This is a genomic window from Amycolatopsis sp. NPDC051045 (genome assembly GCF_040682955.1).
GTDB lineage: Bacteria > Actinomycetota > Actinomycetes > Mycobacteriales > Pseudonocardiaceae > Amycolatopsis.
The window spans coordinates 116,461-132,853 of record NZ_JBFBCC010000016.1 but is presented as its reverse complement, the minus strand read 5'-3'; the positions used below and the strand labels follow the sequence as shown (position 1 = coordinate 132,853).

Genomic DNA, 16,393 nt, shown 5'->3' with positions numbered 1-16,393 from the left:
CGCTCCGCCCCCGCGTTCCAGCTCGAAATCCGGCCCTCGGTGTCCAGCATGAAAATCCCGTAATCCTGAACGCTCTGCACGAGCAGGCGGAACCGGTCGTCGTCCATGCGGCAACTCTGCCGGATCGCCGGACGCCCGGCACGGCCGCGAACCGCGGTGCTCAGCCCGCGAGCTCGGCGGACGAGGCGGGCAGGACACACCAGACCACCTTCCCGCGCCCGTGGCGCGCGGTTCCCCGCACCGTGGACAGGCGGTCGACCAGAGCGAGGCCCCAGCCGCCGTCGGCGTCGGCGGGGCGCCGCACGGGAGGCGCCGGGTTGTCGTCGAAGACCTCGATGCGGACGCCCGGGCCGTCCACGCTCAGCCGCAGGACCGGGGCACCGCCGCCGTGCCGCAGGGCGTTCGCCGCGAGCTCGGTGACGACCAGCAGCGCGTCGTCGACGGCGACGTCACGCGCCCAGGCCAGCAGGGTGATCCGGGCGAACCGGCGCGCCACGGCGAGGCCGCCGGCCAGGTCGCTGACCACGCACTCCGCGATGAGCCGAGCAGGGATGTCCACAGGCTCAAGCCTGAGCTACCGCGCCCGGCGGTGCGAGAGGCAAACGCCCCCCACGCGGCTGGTGCAGGTGCATCAGCCGATGAGGCCCTCCCGGCGGGCGACGGCGACGGCTTCGAGCTTCGACCGCGCCCCGAGCTTCTCCAGCACCCGCTGGACGTGGTTGCGCGTGGTGTTGCGGGACACGCCCAGCCGGCGGCCGATCTCGTCGGTGGTCGCGCCCTCGGCGAGCAGGTCGAGGGTTTCGCGCTCCCGCGCGGTCAGCGCCGCGCCCGCGGCGGGTCCCCGGCCGGTGAGCCGGTCGAAGACGCCGGGCAGCAGTTCCGGGTCGAAGACCACCCCGCCGGCCGCCACCTCGCGCACGGCGGATTCCAGCGCGCCGAGCTGGGACGACTTGAGCAGCAGCCCCGCGCCACCCGCCTTGGCCACCTGCACGGCGACCGCCGGGTTCGCGTCGCCGGTCAGCACCAGCACCCGCGCGCCACCCGAACCGAGCTGCGGGATGACGCCGAGTGCGTCGCCGTCGGCGAGCCGCCGGTCCAGCACCACGACGTCCGGGGCGTGCTCGCGCGCGTCGGCGACGGCCTCCGCCCGGGACCGGGCCCGGGCGACGACGGTGATGCCGTCGGCGCGGTCGAGGGCCAGCTGCAGCGCTTCGGCGACCATGTCGTGGTCCTCCACGAGCAGCACACGGACGGGACGGGGCTCATCGGCGCTGCTCACGGGGTTCCTCACTCCGCTGGTGACTGACCGCCCATCCTAGGCGCGGCACCGCCGCGGGTCACCAAGCCGGGGAGCTCGGCCGCAGCAGCCCCTCGGGGCCGGTCACCGGCAGCCAGTCGACGAGGTCCTCGTGGTGGCCCGCCGCCCGGAACACCGGCGGGCGGAACGAGCCGGCGGGCGGCCCGGCGACTCGCAGCACCTCGAGGAACCGGGCGACCGCGCGCGGCGCGGGCAGGACTTCGGGACCGCCGAGGTAGGCGAGCACCTTCGCCGCGCCCCCGCCCGCGGGCTCGACGACCGCCGACCAGCCGTGCACCTCGTCCCAGATGAGGGCCAGATCGTGCCCCGGCAGGTCCGGGAGCGTGCGGTCGAGGGCGACGTACCCGGAGGCGGGCACGTCGAGGTCGAGCGAACACGACTCGAACCCGACGCCGACGGCCCGGGCGACCCGGGCGAGGTAGGCCCGCAGCCCCCGGGCGAAGTGGTACTCGATGTCCCTGCCGAAGCCGATGAGCGTGTTCATGGTTCGCCTCCCGCGCCCGCTGCAGCCTGGGAATACCCGATCCGGGCAACGATCACACTTTCGTGTGGAATCGGCTGGGCGGCCGCGCCGGGCCTCACTCCTCGATCGCCCCGCCCACGGCCCGCAGGTGCGCGCGGAAGGTCAAGGACGGGTCCGTTTCCCTGGCGGCAAGGAAGTCCCCGAAGCGGACCTGCTGCCGCAGCGGCTCGCCGCCGCGGATCCGGTCGGCCTGGCGGCGTTCGGTGTCGCGGATCCCTTCCGCGAGCGTGAACAGCTCATCCGCGCGAGCGAGCGGGACGAAGAGGACGCCGTCGTCGTCGCCCAGCACGAGGTCCGACGGCCCGATGCGCCAGGTGCCGACGATCGCTTCGGCCAGCCCGCCGTCGACGCGCGGCCCCAGGACGAGCGGGCCGGTGGGCAGGGAGCCGAGGCTGAACACCGGCAGCCCGATGGCCTTGATGTCCGCGGTGTCGCGGTGCAGGCCCCAGATGACCACGCCGGAGATCCCGGCGGCGCGCGCCTCGAGGACCACGAGGTCGCCGACGCAGCTTTCGTCGAGCCGGCCGCCGTTGTCGACCACGAGCACCCCGCCCTCGGGAGCGTCCTCGAACGCTTCCAGGAAGACGTCGACACTGCCGACGTGCCGGGCCGGGACCGCCGGGCCGAACAGGCGGCTGCCCGCCACCACCGCGCGTGTCGGCGCCGGCGCGCAGCGGACCGGGAGCCCGGCGCGGATGCACGCGTCGGCGAGGTGGGCGGTGGTCAGCGTCGCGAAGCGCTGTCTGAGTCCTTCGTGGTCCATGCGCCGAATCTAGCCAGCGTCCCGGGTCTCCCCGGTCAGCCACGCCAGGTACTCCGCACTGCCGCCGACGATCGGGGTGGCGATCACCTCCGGCAGGTCGTAGCCGTGCAGCTGCCGCAGGCGGTCGGTCAGCGCCGGCACCCGGCCGGCGGTCGTCTTGATCTCCACGCGCCACTCCTGGTCGGTCCGCACCGCGCCGTCCCACCGGTAGACGCTGGTGATCGGGCCGACGACCTGGGCACAGGCCCCCAGCCGGGCTTCCACCGCCTGCGCGGCCAGCTCCCGCGCCGCCGCTTCCGAGTCCGTCGTCGAGGTCACGATCACGTGCTCTGCCGCCATGGGTTCGAGGCTACCGGCGAGGGGTTCACCCGGAATCCGAGACAGCGCACCCCGTCGGCGGCCAGGATGAGCGGCGCCCCGTTCCCCGACGTGAGGACCCGAGGATGCGCCGCCTGGCCCTGTCCGCGTTCACCACCGCCGTGCTCACCGCCGCCACCCTGCCGGCCGGTGGAACGGCCCACGCCGCGAGCCCGCCCTTCACCGCGTCGGTGTTCCGCGCGACCCACAACAGCTATTCGGGCAACGTCGACGGGGCCAAGAACTCCCTCGCCCACCAGCTCGACAACGGCGTGCGGTTCCTGGAACTCGACGTGCACGACAACGGCTACGCCACTTCGCACGACTACGCCGTCGGGCACGACTCGCCCGGCAACCTCGTCGACCACAGCGGTGGCAACCCGGCCTCGAACAACCTCCGCGACTGGCTGGCCGTGGTGAACACGTGGTCGGCGCAGCACCCGGCCGCCGCACCGATCGTCGTCATGCTCGACCTCAAGGACGACCTGACCGACAACCCCTCGTCCGCGGCGGGCAACCTCACCGCGCTCAACCAGGAGCTGGAGTCGGTGTTCGGTGGCCGGCTGCTGCGGGCGCAGGACTACCCGGCGGCGCAGCCGGACGTCGACGCCCTGCGCGGACGCGTGCTGCCGCTGCTGTCCGGCGACGGCGGATCCCGCACCGAGTACCGGCGTGACGTCGGCTACCACCCGGCGGTCGCGCTGAACGGCCGCGGCCAGGTCGTCGAGGTGCACGACTCGGGGGCGGGCGCGCTCTGGTACTGGACCGGGACCTACGGCGCCGACGGGCGGGTCACCTGGCTGCGGCACGGGAAGTACGACAGCGGCCAGACGCCGGCCGTCGCGCTCAACGACAACGGCGACCTCGTCGAGGTCCACCAGTCCCCGGGCGCGACGACCCTCTGGTACCACGTCGGCAAGCTCGGCGCGGACGGCGAGATCACGTGGCAGGCGAGCCACCAGTACGACAACGGCGTCCTGCCGACCGTCGCCTTCACCGACGCGGCCGGGACGCGGCTGCGGGAGATCCACCAGAGCCAGAGCAGCAGCCAGAACTGGGCCTGGGACGGCGTGCTGTCGAGCACCACGGTCTCGTGGACGGGCAACGCCAAGACCGCCGATCCCCGGTTCGCCAAGGCGACGGCCGGCAGCGCCGGCCGCACGGTGTCCGTGTGGACCGGCGCGGACGGCCCGACCTCGGCGCAGACGCTGCGGGCCGACACCGACCGGGTCCCCGGTGACCGGATCCGCTACCGGCAGGTCGCGTTCGACGAGTTCCAGCAGGGTGACAGCGCCGAGCTCCAGCAGGGTGCCCTGTTCTACGGCGCGCCCGCGTCGCAGTCTTCGTTCATCACCTCGGCCCGCCGGGCGGGCAAGCTCGTCCGCGGCTGGGACTTCGACTCCGCGGGCCAGGCCACCACTCCCCTGGCGAACTACCCGGCGACCAACCACCCGTACGACGCCTGGTACCGGACGCTGCTCACGCAGAACGGCGCGGTCGAGTAGCGGCTGACGGCGGCCGTCAGCGCTTCGCCAGGAACGGGTAAGGGCCCCTGGCGAAGCTCGGCGCCATGAAGAACCGCACCGTCCTGATCTCCGGCGCGAGCATCGCCGGACCCGCGCTCGCCCACTGGCTGACCCGCTACGGCTGGACCGTCACCGTCGTCGAACGCGCCCCCGCGGTCCGGCCCGGCGGCCAGGCCGTCGACTTCAAGGGCGCCACCCACCGGACCGTCCTGGAACGCATGGGCATCCTCGAGGAGGTCCTGCGCCGTCAGACGGGCGGGCAGGACCAGACGATCGTCGACGCCACCGGAAGATCGCAGGCGGTCATCCCCGGCGAGTTCACCGGGGGCGAGATCGAGATCGGCCGCGGCGACCTGGCGGAGATCCTGTACCGGCACGCGGACGGCGAATACCTCTTCGGCGACACCATCACGGCGCTGAGCGAGACGCCGGACGGCGTCGACGTCACCTTCGCCCACGCCGAGCCACGCCGGTTCGACCTCGTCGTCGGCGCCGACGGTATCCATTCGAACGTCCGGCGGCTGGCCTTCGGCCCGGAACGCGACCACGTCCGCTACCTCGGCTACCACTACGCCCTGGCCGAGCTCGGCGAGGAGATCGCCGACGGCGAAGCGGTGATGTACAACGAACCGGGCCGGATGGCCGCCGTCGGCGGGCCGAAGGCGTCGGCGTTCTTCGTGTTCGCCTCCCCGGAGCTGCACTACGACCGCACCGACACCGAGCAGCAGCGGCGCTTGCTGATCGACGCCTACCAGGGCGCGGGCTGGCGGGTGCCGGAGCTGATGGCCAAGGTTCCGCAGGCCCGCGAGTTCTACCTGGACTCCCTCAGCCGGGTCACGATCGACCGCTACTCCCGCGGCCGGGTCGTGCTGCTCGGCGACGCGGCCTACGGGAACACCCTCGGCGGCTTCGGGACCGGCCTGGCGATCGTCGGCGCGTACGTGCTCGCGGGCGAGCTCCTCGCCGCGGACGGCGACCACCGGGTCGCGTTCGCCCGCTACGAGGACCAGTTCCGCGGTTACGCGAAGGTCTCGCAACGCGGCAGCGCGGGCCCGTTCCTCGCGCCGCCGTCCCCGCTCCGGATCAAGCTGCGGGACTGGACGTTCAAGTCCCGCTTCCTGCTCGGCCTGATGCTGAAGGCGACCGACAAGTTCGCCACGGACATCGAGCTGGCGGACTACACCCCGGGGTCGTAGGCCAGGTTCGGCCGCAGCCACTGTTCGACCTCGGCGACCTCGACGCCCTTGCGGCGCGCGTAGTCCTCGACCTGGTCGCGGCCGAGCCGGCCGACGGTGAAGTAGCGGGAGTCCGGGTGGGCGAAGATCAGCCCGGACACGCTCGCCGCCGGCGTCATCGCGTACGACTCGGTCAGGTCCATGCCCAGCTCGCCGGCCTCCAGCAGCTCGAACAGCTCGCGCTTCTGGCTGTGGTCGGGGCTGGCGGGGTAGCCCAGGGCCGGGCGGATGCCGCGGAACCGCTCCGCGTGCAGGTCTTCCAGCTTCGGCTGCGCGTCCGGCTCGAACCAGTCGCGGCGGGCCCGCAGGTGGATGTGCTCGGCGAACGCTTCGGCGAGCCGGTCGGCCAGCGCCTTGACCATGATCGCGCGGTAGTCGTCCTGCTCGGCCTCGAACCGCTTGGCCAGCGCCTCGGCGCCGTGGATGGCCACCGCGAAGCCGCCGAGGTGGTCGCCGACCGGGGCGATGTAGTCGGCCAGGCAGCGGTTGCCGCGGTTTTCCGGCTTCGCCGTCTGCTGCCGCAGCATCGGGAACTTGACGTGCGCGTAGTCGCCGTCGAGCAGGATGTCGTCGCCTTCGCTGTGCGCCGGCCAGAACGCGTACGCGCCCTTCGCGGTGAAACTGCCGTCGGCGATGATCTGGTCGAGCAGCGTGTTCGCGTCGTCGAACAGCTCGCGGGCGACCGGCTGCTCCAGGATGGCCGGGTACTTGCCCTTGAGCTCCCAGGCCAGGAACAGGAACTGCCAGTCGATCATCTCGCGCAGTTCGGCGATGCCCGGCTCGATGACGCGGACCCCGGTGAACACCGGAGTCGGCAGGCCGTCGAACGCCACCTTCTCGGGGTTCGCGCGGGCCTGCTCCAGGGTGAGCAGCGGACGGCGCTGCTTGTTCGCGTGCTGCTCGCGCAGCACCTCCTGGTCGGCCCGGTTCTTCTCCGCCAGCACGATCGAGCGGTCCGGGTCGAGCAGGTCGGACACCACGCCGACCACGCGCGACGCGTCGAGCACGTGCACCGTCGCGTTGTCGTAGACCGGGGCGATCTTGACCGCGGTGTGCTGGCGGGACGTCGTCGCGCCGCCGATGAGCAGCGGCAGCTTCAGCCCGCGCCGCTGCATCTCGGTGGCGACGTTGACCATCTCGTCGAGCGACGGCGTGATCAGCCCGGACAGCCCGACCGCGTCGGCGCCCTCGGTGACCGCGGTGTCGAGGATCTTCGCCGTCGGCACCATCACGCCGAGGTCGATCACCTCGTAGTTGTTGCAGCCCAGCACCACGCCGACGATGTTCTTGCCGATGTCGTGGACGTCGCCCTTGACCGTGGCGAGCACGACCTTGCCCTGGCCGTTCGACACCGCGGCCCGGCCCGCCAGCCGGGCCTCCTCCTTCTCGGCCTCCATGAACGGCTCGAGGTAGGCGACGGACCGCTTCATCACGCGCGCGCTCTTGACCACCTGCGGCAGGAACATCTTGCCGGAGCCGAACAGGTCGCCGACGATCTTCATGCCGTCCATCAGCGGGCCTTCGATGACCTCGAGGGGCCGCGCCATCGTCCGGCGCGCCTCTTCGGTGTCTTCCTCGATGTAGTCGACGATGCCGTGCACCAGCGCGTGCGACAGGCGTTCGCCGACGGTGCCTTCGCGCCACGAGAGGTCGACGACGCGCTTGGTGCCGCTGCCCTTGACGTTCTCGGCGAAGCTCACCAGCCGGTCGGTGGCGTCCTCGCGGCGGTCGAAGAGCACGTCCTCGACCAGGTCGAGGAGCTCCTTCGGGATGTCTTCGTAGACGGCGAGCTGGCCGGCGTTGACGATGCCCATGTCCAGCCCGGCCTGCACGGCGTAGAACAGGAACGCCGAGTGCATCGCCTCGCGCACGACGTCGTTGCCGCGGAAGGAGAAGGACAGGTTCGAGATGCCGCCGCTGGTCCGCGCACCCGGGCAGCGCTCCTTGATCCGGGGCAGCGCGTCGATGAACGCCTTCGCGTAGCCGTTGTGCTCGGCGATGCCGGTGGCGACGGCGAGGACGTTCGGGTCGAAGATGATGTCCTCGCCCGCGAAGCCCGCCTTCTGCGTCAGCAGGTCGTAGGCGCGGCCGCAGATGTCCACCTTGCGCTCGGCGGTGTCGGCCTGGCCCTGCTCGTCGAAGGCCATCACGACGACGCCGGCGCCGTAGTTCCGGATGATGCGGGCCTGCGCGAGGAAGGGCTCCTCGCCCTCCTTCAGGCTGATCGAGTTGACCACGCCCTTGCCCTGCAGGCAGCGCAGGCCGGCTTCGAGCACGGTCCACTTGGAGCTGTCGACCATCACCGGGATCCGGGCGACCTCGGGCTCGGTGGCGATCAGGTTGAGGAAGGTCGTCATCGCCTCCTCGCTGTCGAGCAGGTCGGCGTCCATGTTGACGTCGAGCAGGTTGGCCCCGCCGCGGACCTGCTCCAGCGCGACGTCGACAGCGCCCTGGTGGTCGCCCGACTCGATCAGCCGGCGGAACCGCTTCGAGCCCGTGACGTTGGTGCGCTCGCCGATCATCACGAACCCGGTGTCGGCGCCGATGCCGAACGGCTCGAGCCCGCTGAACCGGGTGTGGCGGCGCGGCGCGGGCACCTCGCGCGGAGCGACGCCCTTCGCCGCGGCGGCGATCTTCTCGATGTGGGCCGGGGAGGTGCCGCAGCAGCCGCCGACCAGGTTGACCATGCCGTCACGGGCGAAGCCGCCGACCAGGCCGGCGGTCTCCTCGGGCGTTTCGTCGTAGCCGCCGAAGGCGTTCGGGAGCCCGGCGTTGGGGTGGCAGGCGACGTAGGTGTCGGCGATCCGCGAGAGTTCCTCGACGTGGGGGCGCATCTCTTCGGCGCCCAGCGAGCAGTTCACGCCGACGACCAGCGGTTTCGCGTGCTCGACGGAGCTCCAGAACGCCTCGACGGTCTGCCCCGACAGCGTCCGGCCGCTCAGGTCGACGATCGTCACGGAGATCCACAACGGCAGGTGCGGGGCGACCTCGCGCGCCGCGGCGATCGCGGCCTTGCAGTTCAGCGTGTCGAAGATCGTCTCGATCAGCAGCAGGTCCACGCCGCCTTCGGCGAGCCCGGCGATCTGCTCGGCGTAGGAGGCCTTGACCTGGTCGAACGTGACCGCCCGGTAGGCCGGGTCGTCGACCTTGGGCGACAGGCTGAGGGTGACGTTGAGCGGGCCGATCGACCCGGCGACGAACTTGCCGCCGGCTTCGTCGGCGGCCTGGCGGGCCAGCTGCGCGCCGCGGACGTTCATCTCGTGGACGTACGCCTGCAGGCCGTAGTCGGCCTGGCCGATGCTGGTGGCGGTGAAGGTGTTGGTCGTGGTGATGTCCGCGCCCGCGGCCAGGTACTGGCGGTGCACGTCGAGGATGACGTCCGGGCGGGTGAGGTTGAGCAGGTCGGGGTCGCCGGTGACGTCGTGGGTGTGCTCGCCGAAGCGGTCACCGCGGTAGTCGGCCGGGGTCAGCCCGGCACCCTGCAGCATGGTGCCCCAGGCGCCGTCCAGCACCGCCACGCGCTGGTCGAGCAGCTCGCGCAGGCGCGCTGTCGAGTCGGACACCGTGGATTGTCGCGGGGTGTTCACCGGCAGCCTCCCTCGTTGGGGAGGCGCCCTTGGTTGGTCATTCCCGGCCGAGCGTGGCGGACCCGGTGGTCCGTTGCAGCGCCTCTCGGCCTGTGGTCCACGGTATCGGATCCGGGCCCGCGCACGCCATCCCGCCCCGCCGGCGCGTCCACGGATTGGGACACGATCCGTCCACAATGGATTTTCCGCTCCACGTCGCCTCCGTGTCGTGTCCGCTCCCGGGTCCGTCCACGATGCCGCGCCCCGCGGCCGCGCGCTGCTTCCCGCCTGCTCACCGGGGTCGCCTCCACCATCGCTCGAGCGCCGCCCGATGTTACTCTCCGCAATACCGTTGCCACTTTTCGCACTCGCGCGCCACCTTGAAAACTGAAACACGTTCTAATACGCTCCGCGGGTGGACTACGGAATAGTGCTGTTCACCAGCGACCGGGGGATCACTCCGGCGGCCGCGGCACGCGCCGCGGAGGCCGCGGGGTTCTCGACCTTCTACGTCCCGGAGCACACCCACATCCCGGTGAAGCGCGAGTCACCGCACCCGCGCACCGGGGACGCGTCGCTGCCCGACGACCGCTACAGCCGGACCCTCGACCCGTGGGTCGCGCTGGCGACGGCCGCCGCGGTCACCTCGCACATCCGGCTGTCCACAGCGGTGGCCCTGCCGGTCGAGAGCGACCCGATCACCCTCGCCAAGACGATCGCCAGCCTCGACCACCTCTCCGGCGGCCGCGTCACGCTCGGCACCGGGTTCGGCTGGAACGTCGACGAGCTGACCGACCACGGCGTGCCCGGAAATCGGCGCCGCACGGCGCTGCGTGAGTACCTCGAAGCGATGAGTGCACTGTGGACGGAGGAAGAAGCGTCCTACGCCGGCGAGTTCGTCTCGTTCGGACCGAGCTGGGCGTGGCCGAAGCCGATCCAGCCGCACATCCCGGTGCTGCTCGGCGCGGGCCCGACCGAGAAGACGTTCCGCTGGATCGCCCGCCACGCGGACGGCTGGATCACCACGCCGGCCGACACCGACCTCGACGGGCACGTGGCCCTGCTGAAGGACATCTGGGGCGCCGAGGGCCGCGAGGGGGCGCCGCGGATCTGCGCACTGGGCGAGCGGCCGGACCCGGAACGCCTGGCCCACCTGGACTCCCTGGGCGTGACCGAGACGATCTTCGGCCTCCCGGACCGTTCGCCCGAAGACGTGGCAGCCTGGATCGGGCGGCTCGCGGGCAAGCTCGGCCTCGTCGACGCCGCCACCCCCGCCCACTGAACCGGCGGGGCACGGAAACCGTGCCCCGCCGGCGCTCGCCCCCCGGGGTCAGCCCTTGGCCGCGACGCCCTGCCGCGCCCGCAGGTCGAGCTCGATCTGCTCCAGGGAGCGGCCCTTCGTCTCCGGGACCAGCCACTTGGTGAGCACGAACAGCACCACGTTCACCCCGGCGAACAGGAACATCGAACCACCGATGCCGAGGGACTTCGGGTCGGAGATGATCGGGAACACCGCACTCACGATGCCCGTCGCCGACCACAGGACCACGCTGCTGACGCCCATGCCCGTCGCCCGGTACTTCAGCGGGAACACCTCGGACATCATCACCCAGACGACCGCGCCCCAGCCGAGCTCGTACCCGACCAGGTAGAGCACCATCATCACCAGCATCAGGATGCCGCGCGTGCCGGTGTCGTGGACGTTCAGCACCACGAGCCCGGCCGCCACCAGCGTGATCACCATGATGACGTTGCCGATGAGCAGCAGCGGCTTGCGGCCCCAGCGGTCCACCACGAACACGACCCACGCGGTGAACAGGAACTTCGTGACGCCCAGCAGCACGCCGGACAGCAGCGCGGCCTGCGTGGCGAAGCCGAGGCCGATGAGCATCGTCGGGAAGTAGGCGTTGATCGCGTTGACGCCGCTGAACTGCTGGCCGATCGCGAGCAGCAGCGCCACGACGATCATCGGCCGCACGAAGCCGGAGAACAGGTCGCGGATCCGCGGCTTCTCCTCGGTGTCGAGCCGGATGACCTCGTGGATGGTGGCGATCTCCTCGTCGAGGTTCACGGTGTTGCCGTGCGCGCTCGCCAGGACCCGCCGGGCCTCTTCCTCCTGGCCGTTCTTGACCAGCCACCGCGGCGTCTCGGGCAGGAACACCAGCCCGATGAGCAGGATCACCGCGGGCACGATCGCGCCGGCGAACATCCACCGCCAGGCCGAGATCGGCCCGAGCCAGTAGCTCACCAGGAACGCGATCAGGATGCCGAGCACGATGAAGATCTGGTTGAGCGCGCCCATCGCGCCCCGCAACCGCGCCGGGGCCAGCTCGGACAGGTAGGTCGGGACGGTCGAGGAGGACAGCCCGATCCCCAGCCCGATGATCAGGCGCGAGAGCACCAGCAGCGTGAACGTCGGCGAGAAGCTCGCCGCCAGTGTGCCCACGATGACGATGCCCGCGGCGACCATGATCGTGCGGCGGCGGCCGAGTGCGTCGTTGGTGCGGCTGGAGAACAGCGCGCCGACGATGGCACCGACCGACAGGCTGGCGGTGATCACGCCCTTGTCCCAGCTGGTCAGTGTCCACAGCTTCCCGATGAACGGGAGCACCCCGGAGATCACGCCGAGGTCGTAACCGAAGAGGATGCCGCCGAGAGCGCCGAAGAAGTACAAGGTGGTCCGGCTGATGTGCCGCGCCGGGGCTGTCGGTGTCGTTGACGGATCGGTCCTTGACGGATCGGTCATTGCCGGGTCGCCTCTTTCGTAGGTCCAGTCCAGTCCAGCCAGCGGCCACCACACTCACACGCCGCAAAAAGCCGGGCAAGAAGGTTTCCGGTAACAATTCAGAAACCTGATCGCCGTTCACGTATGTGATTCCCGCAAACCGGCGCACATCGGGCACAAAAGCGGGAGCCGCCCGGCTCGCAAATCCACTGTGGACAGTGCTGGCGGCCGAAATCGTCGAACGCTTTACAACGCTCCGAACGCTGGTTTACCGTCCCTCTGGAAGCGCTCCCAGAGTGTGGAGGCAGAGGTGCACAACGTCGTGCCAGAAACTCATTCCCCGGCGAGGTCCCGCTCAGCGAGACGGCTCCTCGCCACCGCGCTCGCCGTTCTCCTGCCCGCCGTCGTCGCGGTCACCGTCGGCGCGCCGGCCTCCCCGGCCGCACCGGCGGCCACCACGTGGCGCAACGCGGAGATCGGCGGTGGCGGGTTCGTCCCCGGGATCGTCTTCAACCAGACCGAACCCGGGCTGGTCTACGCCCGCACCGACATCGGCGGGGCGTACCGGTGGAACACCGCCACCGGGCGCTGGACCCCGCTGCTGGACTCGGTCGGCTGGACCGACTGGGGGTACAACGGCGTCGTCAGCCTGGCCACCGACCCGGTCGACCCGAACCGGGTCTACGTCGCGGCCGGGATGTACACCAACAGCTGGGACCCGAACAACGGCGCGATCCTCCGGTCGGCCGACCGCGGCAGCACCTGGCAGGCGGCTCCGCTGCCGTTCAAGCTCGGCGGCAACATGCCCGGCCGCGGCATGGGCGAGCGGCTCGCGATCGACCCGAACCGCAACAGCGTCCTCTACCTCGGCGCGCCGAGCGGAAACGGGCTCTGGCGCAGCACGGACTCCGGCGTCACGTGGGCGAAGGTGACCAGCTTCCCCAACCCGGGCAACTACGCGCCCGACCCGTCCGACACGACGGGCTACTCCAGCGACATCGAAGGCGTCACCTGGGTGACGTTCGACCCGACGACCGGCACCCGCGGCAGCACCACGCAGACGATCTACGTGGGTGTCGCGGACAAGGCCAACACCGTCTACCGCAGCACCGACGGCGGCACGACGTGGGCCCGGCTGGCCGGACAGCCCACCGGGTACCTGGCCCACAAGGGCGTTCTCGACCCGGTCGGCGGCTACCTCTACCTCGCGACCAGTGACACCGGCGGCCCCTACGACGGCGCGAAGGGCGACGTCTGGAAGTACGCCACGAAGACCGGCACCTGGACCCGGATCAGCCCGATCCCGTCGGAGTCCACCGACGACTACTTCGGCTACAGCGGCCTGACGATCGATCGGCAGCACCCGAACACGCTGGTGGTCGCCACGCAGGTGTCGTGGTGGCCGGACGTGATCTTCTTCCGCAGCACCGACGGCGGCGCCACCTGGACCCGGATCTGGGACTTCTCGAACTACCCCGAGCGGACGCTGCGCTACACCCAGGACATCTCCTCGGTGCCGTGGCTGACCTTCGGCCTCCAGGCCGCTCCCCCGGTGCCGTCCCCGAAGCTCGGCTGGATGACCGAGTCGGTGGAGATCGACCCGTTCGACTCGAACCACCTGCTCTACGGCACCGGAGCGACGATCTACGGCACGTCCGACCTCACCAAGTGGGACAGCGGCGGCAAGATCACGATCAAACCGGTCGTCGGCGGCCTCGAGGAGACCGCGGTGCTCGACCTGATCAGCCCGCCGTCGGGCGCTCCCCTGCTGTCCGGCCTCGGCGACATCGGCGGGTTCCGGCACGACAGCCTCGACGCCGTCCCCACCACGATGTTCACCCAGCCGGTGTTCACGACGACGACCAGCCTCGACTACGCCGAGCTGACCCCGGCGACGATCGCGCGGGTGGGCACCCTGGACCGGTCGGCGCGGCCGAACGACAACCGGATCGCCTTCTCCACCGACGGCGGGAAGAACTGGTTCCAGGGCGCGGAGCCGGGCGGCGGCGCGAGCGGCGGCACGGTGGCCGCGGCCGCCGACGGCAGCCGGTTCGTGTGGAGCCCCGAAGGCACCGGCGTCAGCTACTCCGTCGGCTTCGGTTCGTCGTGGACGGCGTCCACCGGCATCCCGGCCGGCGCGGTGGTCGAGTCCGACCGCGTCGACCCGAAGCGGTTCTACGGGTTCGCCGCCGGCCAGTTCTACGTCAGCACCGACGGCGGCGCGAAGTTCACCGCGACCGCCGCCACCGGGCTGCCGGCCGGCGCCGCGCACTTCAAGGCGATGCCGGGCGTGGCCGGCGACATCTGGCTGGCCGGCGGCTCCGGCACGGCGTACGGCCTCTGGCACTCCACCGACTCCGGAGCGTCCTTCACGAAGCTGGCGAACGTCGCCGAAGCCGACAACATCGGGTTCGGCAAGGCCGCTCCCGGCCGGACGTATTCGACGTTATACACGATCGCGAAGATCGGGGGCGTGCGCGGGATCTTCCGCTCGGACGACGCGGGCGCTTCGTGGACGCGGATCAACGACGACCGGCACCAGTACGGCAACATCGGGGCGGCGCTGACCGGGGATCCGCGGGTGTACGGCCGGGTGTACGTGGGCACGAACGGCCGCGGCGTGATCGTGGGTGAGTCCGGGGGCAGCGAGCCGCCGCCGTCCAGCACGACACCCACCACGCCCACCACACCCACGACTCCGACGACTCCGACGACCCCCACCACTCCGGCGACGACCACCACACCGGTGCCGTCGGGGTCCTGCACGGCGGCCTACACGGTCACCAACCAGTGGCAGGGCGGGTTCCAGGCGTCGGTGAAGGTGGGCAACACCGGCACCGCCGCGGTGACCGGGTGGACGGTGGCGTGGACGTTCGCCGACGGCCAGCGGGTGACTCAGGCGTGGAACGCGCAGGTCACGCAGAGCGGCGCGGCGGTGACGGCGGTGGACGCGGGCTGGAACCGGACCATTCCCGCGGGCGGGAGCGCGGAGTTCGGGTTCACCGGGTCTTCGGGAACGGCGAACGGCAAGCCGGCGGCGATCTCGCTCAACGGGCGGGCCTGCACGGCGTCTTGAGGCGGACGACGCGGAGTCCGCAGGCGGGAAGGGGGTTTCAACCCACCCCCAGGCGGTTGAAACACCCTCCCCGCGCCCTAGTACGGGCGGTCGGCCCGAGCAGCCGCAGCCTGCTCGGGCGTTGTCCCGGTGACCACCACTCTTCCCGTTGCCGGCGGCAGCCGCCATTCCTACCCAAAGGGGACTTTTTCGCCTCGACACACCGCGTCTGAGCTGCGGAAACACGCTGAAGGAGTGGCGAATCTACCCAGCCGGACGCGCAAAAGTTACCCGTGCGGGCCGGCGGGGACCGAGCGCTCGCTCAGGCGCTCTCCAGCACGACCTTCCCGATGTGGGTCCGGGACTCCAGGTGCTTGAGGGCGTCGGCGACCTCCTCGAAGCCGAACCGGCGGTCGATCACCGGCTTCAGGCCGGTCCGCTCGAGGGCCCGGTTCATCGCCTGGAACGTCTCGCGCGAGGCGTTGGTGAGGCCGCGCAGGGTCAGCTGCTTGACCAGCACCAGGATCGGGTCGGCGGCGCCTTCGTGGGTCAGGACGCCGGCCACGCTGACGTGCCCGCCGTACCGGGCGGCGATCATCGACTGGCCGATCGTGCCGCCGCCGCCCACGTCGACGACGTGGTCGACGCCGCCGCCGGTGAGCCCGGCGACGGCGGCACCCCACTCCGGGACGGTCTCGTGGTTGACGGTCTCGGCCGCGCCGAGCGCGCGCAGCCGCTCCAGCTTCGCGTCCGAGCTCGACGTCGCGACGACGTGGGCGCCGCCGAGCGCGGCGAACTGCAGCGCGAACGTGGACAGGCCGCCGCTGCCGAGCGTGAGCACGGTCTGCCCCGGCGTCAGCCGGCCTTCTTCGACGACCGCCCGCCACGCCGTCACGCCGGCGCTGGGCAGCGTGGCGGCCTCGGCGTAGTCGAGGTGGGCGGGCACCGCGACCAGGCCGTCTTCGGCGAAGACGGCGTACTCCGCGAGCACGCCGTCGAGCGTGCCGCCGAGGTCGTCCTCGGTCTTCTCCGGCGTGCCGGGACCGGACAGCCAGTTCGGGAAGTACGTCGCCGCGACGCGGTCGCCCGCGGCCCAGGTGCGCACCCCGTCCCCGACCGCGACGACCTCGCCCGCGCCGTCGGACAGCGGGATGACGTCCGGCTTCACCGGCTTCGGGTAGAAGCCCTTGAGGATCATCAGGTCGCGGGCGTTGACCGCCCACCCGCGCATCCGGACCAGGACCTGCCCGGGACCGGGCCCGGGCACGTCACGCTCGCCCAGTACGAGCTCGGCGCCGGGCCGGGGCAGGGAAAAGTACTTCACA

The 16,393-nt window shown here is 71.5% G+C and carries 12 protein-coding genes and 1 riboswitch; of the genes, 4 read left to right on the top strand and 8 right to left on the bottom strand.

Annotation, left to right across the window (positions count from 1 at the left end; all coding sequences use genetic code 11):
- Nucleotides 1-160 precede the first annotated feature (160 nt).
- From AB0M80_RS32085 to cutA, 5 genes are all read right to left on the bottom strand, one after another.
- The gene (locus tag AB0M80_RS32085; protein WP_364572424.1) at nt 161-559 is read right to left on the bottom strand and encodes an ATP-binding protein; all 399 of its coding nucleotides are present in this window, start codon (nt 557-559) and stop codon (nt 161-163) included.
- A gap of 72 nt (nt 560-631) precedes the next feature.
- Entirely contained in the window at nt 632-1,279 is a 648-nt protein-coding gene (locus tag AB0M80_RS32080) for a response regulator transcription factor (RefSeq protein ID WP_364572422.1), read from the bottom strand.
- A gap of 58 nt (nt 1,280-1,337) precedes the next feature.
- Nucleotides 1,338-1,802, bottom strand: coding sequence for a DUF6292 family protein (locus tag AB0M80_RS32075; RefSeq protein ID WP_364572420.1), 465 nt, complete (start codon nt 1,800-1,802; stop codon nt 1,338-1,340).
- Nucleotides 1,803-1,896: 94 nt separating this feature from the next.
- A complete protein-coding gene (locus AB0M80_RS32070; RefSeq protein WP_364572418.1) occupies nt 1,897-2,604 on the bottom strand; it encodes an RraA family protein in 708 nt (235 codons plus the stop codon).
- A 9-nt stretch (nt 2,605-2,613) separates the two neighbouring features.
- Nucleotides 2,614-2,943: a divalent-cation tolerance protein CutA gene (gene cutA, locus AB0M80_RS32065; RefSeq protein WP_364572416.1), complete on the bottom strand. Its 330-nt coding sequence runs from the start codon at nt 2,941-2,943 to the stop codon at nt 2,614-2,616.
- A gap of 104 nt (nt 2,944-3,047) precedes the next feature.
- Between cutA and AB0M80_RS32060 the strand changes: the two genes are divergently transcribed.
- Nucleotides 3,048-4,466, top strand: coding sequence for a hypothetical protein (locus tag AB0M80_RS32060; RefSeq protein ID WP_364572414.1), 1,419 nt, complete (start codon nt 3,048-3,050; stop codon nt 4,464-4,466).
- A 65-nt stretch (nt 4,467-4,531) separates the two neighbouring features.
- On the top strand, nt 4,532-5,683 hold the full coding sequence (locus AB0M80_RS32055) for an FAD-dependent monooxygenase (RefSeq protein WP_364572412.1): 1,152 nt from the start codon (nt 4,532-4,534) through the stop codon (nt 5,681-5,683).
- Here the strand turns inward: AB0M80_RS32055 and metH are convergent.
- Entirely contained in the window at nt 5,665-9,309 is a 3,645-nt protein-coding gene (gene metH / locus AB0M80_RS32050; protein ID WP_364572410.1) for a methionine synthase, read from the bottom strand. The genes AB0M80_RS32055 and metH overlap by 19 nt on opposite strands.
- A 14-nt stretch (nt 9,310-9,323) precedes the next feature.
- Nucleotides 9,324-9,402: riboswitch (S-adenosyl-L-homocysteine riboswitch) on the bottom strand.
- 301 nt (nt 9,403-9,703) lie between these two features.
- Here metH and AB0M80_RS32045 point away from each other — a divergent pair.
- Nucleotides 9,704-10,570: a TIGR03619 family F420-dependent LLM class oxidoreductase gene (locus AB0M80_RS32045; RefSeq protein WP_364572408.1), complete on the top strand. Its 867-nt coding sequence runs from the start codon at nt 9,704-9,706 to the stop codon at nt 10,568-10,570.
- A gap of 48 nt (nt 10,571-10,618) precedes the next feature.
- On the opposite strand, the gene AB0M80_RS32040 is transcribed toward AB0M80_RS32045, so the two are convergent.
- Nucleotides 10,619-12,034 carry a sugar porter family MFS transporter gene (locus AB0M80_RS32040; protein WP_364572406.1) on the bottom strand — a complete coding sequence of 472 codons (1,416 nt, stop codon included), beginning with the start codon at nt 12,032-12,034 and terminating at the stop codon, nt 10,619-10,621.
- Between the two features lie 301 nt (nt 12,035-12,335).
- On the opposite strand from AB0M80_RS32040, the gene AB0M80_RS32035 reads away from it, so the two are divergent.
- A complete protein-coding gene (locus AB0M80_RS32035; protein ID WP_364572404.1) occupies nt 12,336-15,089 on the top strand; it encodes a cellulose binding domain-containing protein in 2,754 nt (917 codons plus the stop codon).
- Nucleotides 15,090-15,390: 301 nt separating this feature from the next.
- Here AB0M80_RS32035 and AB0M80_RS32030 read toward each other — a convergent pair whose 3' ends face one another.
- Complete coding sequence (locus tag AB0M80_RS32030) at nt 15,391-16,392, bottom strand: NAD(P)-dependent alcohol dehydrogenase (protein ID WP_364572402.1); 1,002 nt, start codon at nt 16,390-16,392, stop codon at nt 15,391-15,393.
- Nucleotide 16,393: the final 1 nt, after the last annotated feature.